The organism is Streptococcus infantis (genome assembly GCF_047460405.1).
Taxonomy (GTDB): domain Bacteria; phylum Bacillota; class Bacilli; order Lactobacillales; family Streptococcaceae; genus Streptococcus; species Streptococcus infantis_Q.
The window spans coordinates 1-2,863 of record NZ_JASHGH010000034.1; the positions used below are offsets into that span (position 1 = coordinate 1).

3 protein-coding genes are annotated in these 2,863 nt (G+C 38.4%); 1 reads left to right on the forward strand and 2 read right to left on the reverse strand.

The annotated features are described in order from the left end of the window. On the reverse strand, positions 1-409 hold a 409-nt coding region (locus QM928_RS09770), incomplete at its 3' end, for a transposase family protein (protein ID WP_414295157.1). Between the two features lie 272 nt (positions 410-681). Here QM928_RS09770 and QM928_RS09775 point away from each other — a divergent pair. Continuing rightward, positions 682-2,640 carry a peptide ABC transporter substrate-binding protein gene (locus QM928_RS09775; protein ID WP_414295145.1) on the forward strand — a complete coding sequence of 653 codons (1,959 nt, stop codon included), beginning with the start codon at positions 682-684 and terminating at the stop codon, positions 2,638-2,640. A 128-nt stretch (positions 2,641-2,768) separates the two neighbouring features. Here QM928_RS09775 and QM928_RS09780 read toward each other — a convergent pair. Then, positions 2,769-2,863: IS3 family transposase (locus QM928_RS09780; RefSeq protein WP_414267512.1), on the reverse strand; the 95-nt coding region annotated here is incomplete at its 5' end.

A 2,863-nucleotide genomic window follows, 5' to 3' on the forward strand; every position in this document is an offset into this window, starting at 1 on the left:
TACGAATGACTGTCGAAGTAGAGACAGATAGACTTTCTGCGATAGCCGTCATAGGGACTTTCTCGATTAATTTTTGAGTGATTTTCTGGTTGACGATGGTCGCGATTTGGTGATTCTTTTTGACTAAGGAAGTCTCTGCGACAGCTATTTTCCCGCAGACTTTACAACGGAAACGGCGTTTTCTCAATCGAATGAGTGTCTTATAGCCTGCACACTCTAGATAGGGGATTTTAGATTCTTTCTGGAAGTCATATTTAGTCATTTGCCCTAGGCAGTGATGACACTTAGGAGCAGGATAATCTAGCTTAGCGATGACTTCTTTATGAGTTCCAGCATCAAGATAATCCAAGATTTTGATGTTCTTGTCTTTAATTCCGAGTAAGTTTGTGATAAAATTTAATTGTTCCATAAGATTCTTTCTAATGATGGTTTGGTCGCTTTTCATTATAGGTCTTATGGGACTTTTTTTCTACAACAAAAAAGGCTCCATAATTCCTATGGTGGTTTTACCCACTACAGAAATTATAGAGCCTGAATAAAGAAATCCTGTTTTGAAGCAGGATTTCTTTATTTTTTTCTATTGCCAATGAGAGCACAAACAGTATATAACTTTACTTTTAGGCTAAAATTTGATAAAATAGTTATATGTTATAAAACCTAACATATAAGGAGAAATGAATCATGAGCATGAAAAAACGCTTATTAGGAGCAGGTTTGACGCTTGCTGCTGCGGTCCTATTGACAGCATGTGGCCAGTCAGCATCAGACGGTAAAACATACTCGTCGACCTTTGGTGCAGATCCAACAACCTTCAACTATCTCTTGGACTACGCTGGTGATAACACTGCTATTGTAACCAACTTGGTTGATGGTTTGCTTGAAAATGATAACTACGGAAACCTTATTCCTGCCCTTGCAGAGGATTGGAGTGTTTCTAAGGATGGTTTAACTTATACCTACAAACTTCGCCAAGATGCCAAGTGGTTTACAGCTGACGGTGAAGAATACGCTCCCCTTAAAGCACAGGACTTTGTAACTGGTATCAAGTACGCTGCTGACAACAAGGGACAAGCCTTGGACTTGATTCAGAACTCTATCAAGGGCTTAGATGATTATATAACAGGTGCAAATACGGACTTTTCAAATGTTGGTGTCAAAGCCTTGGATGACTATACTGTACAATATACCTTGACTCGTCCAGAGCCATTCTGGAACTCAAAAACAACCAACAGTATCTTGTTCCCTGTGAATGAAGAATTCCTTGCTTCCAAAGGTAAAGACTTCGGAACCCTGAAACCAGATAGCATTCTTTATAGCGGACCATATTTGTTAAAAGATTTTACATCTAAGTCTTCTATCGAATATGTGAAAAACCCACATTACTATGACCAAGGAAAAGTAACGATCGAAAAGGTAAAATTGGCCTACTTTGATGGTTCAGACCAAGACTTGACAATTCGTAACTTTGAAAGTGGTGCTTACTCATCTGCAGGTGTTTATCCAAATAGCTCAAACTTCGCTAAGACAAAGGAAAAATACAAGGACAATATCGTTTATAGCTTGCAAGATGCAACATCTTGGTACTATAACTTTAACGTCAACCGTGGTGCTTATAACCATACTGCAAAAACAAGCGATGAACAAAAACAAGCAACTCAAGCTGCAGTTTTGAATAAAAACTTCCGTCAGGCAGTTAACTTCGCCATTGATCGTACAGCCTACTCAGCTCAATCAAATGGTGAAGAAGCAGCTAAGAACACTCTTCGTAACTCGCTTGTACCACCAACTTTCGTACAAGTTGGAGACAAGACTTTTGGTGAAACAGTTGCTTCCAAATTGGTCAACTATGGTACACAATGGTCAAATATGAATCTTGAAGATGCTCAAGATGGTTATTTCAATAAAGATAAAGCACAAGCCAAGTTTGCAGAAGCTAAAAAAGAATTAGAGGCCCAAGGTGTGAACTTCCCAATTCATTTGGACTTGCCTGTAGACCAGGTTAACAAGACCTTGCTTTCTGGAACAAACTCAATCAAACAATCAATCGAATCAACGCTCGGTTCTGAAAATGTAGTGGTTGATGTTATCCAATTGTCGACAGATGATTATACAAACGCAACAGCTCAAGCGCCAACTCCTGCAGATCATGACTATGATTTGAACTTGGATGGATGGTCAGCTGACTACCAAGATCCTTCAACTTACCTCAATCCTTTCAACTCTGAAGATGGATTCTATCTCAAGATTTTGGGACTTGATCCAAGCAAGGATGCTGATAAGATTACAAGTATCGGATTGGACCAATATACTCAAAAATTAAAAACAGCAGATGCAGAAAATACAGATGTAGCTAAACGCTATGAAAACTACGCAGATGCACAAGCTTGGTTGATTGATAGTTCCCTTCTAATCCCAGTTGTGTCAAACGGTGGTGGTGCTTCAGTGACTCGTGTGACACCATTTACACGCGCTTACTCACTAGTTGGTATCAAAGGAACTGGAAGCAACTACAAGTACATGAGATTGCAGACAGATGTTGTTACAAGCTCTCAATTTGCTGAAGCCAAGGCTAAATGGGAACAAGAACGTAAAAATTCTGTCGAGAAGAGTCAAAAAGACTTTGAAAGTCACGTGAAATAAGTTTAAGAAGATAGGTTGGGTAAAAACTCAATTTGAAAATGAAATTGAGTGAAGCTTTCAAGTATAAAATGCATAGTATAAAGTTTTTGAACACTTATGTACTGACCCCAAAAAGTTAGACAATTAATTTAAGCAAAGGATTTAATTCTGTATTGTACAGGACTAAGTCCTTTTAGTTTTACCTTAATTCGTTTGTTGTTGTAGTAATCAATATAGTCTACAA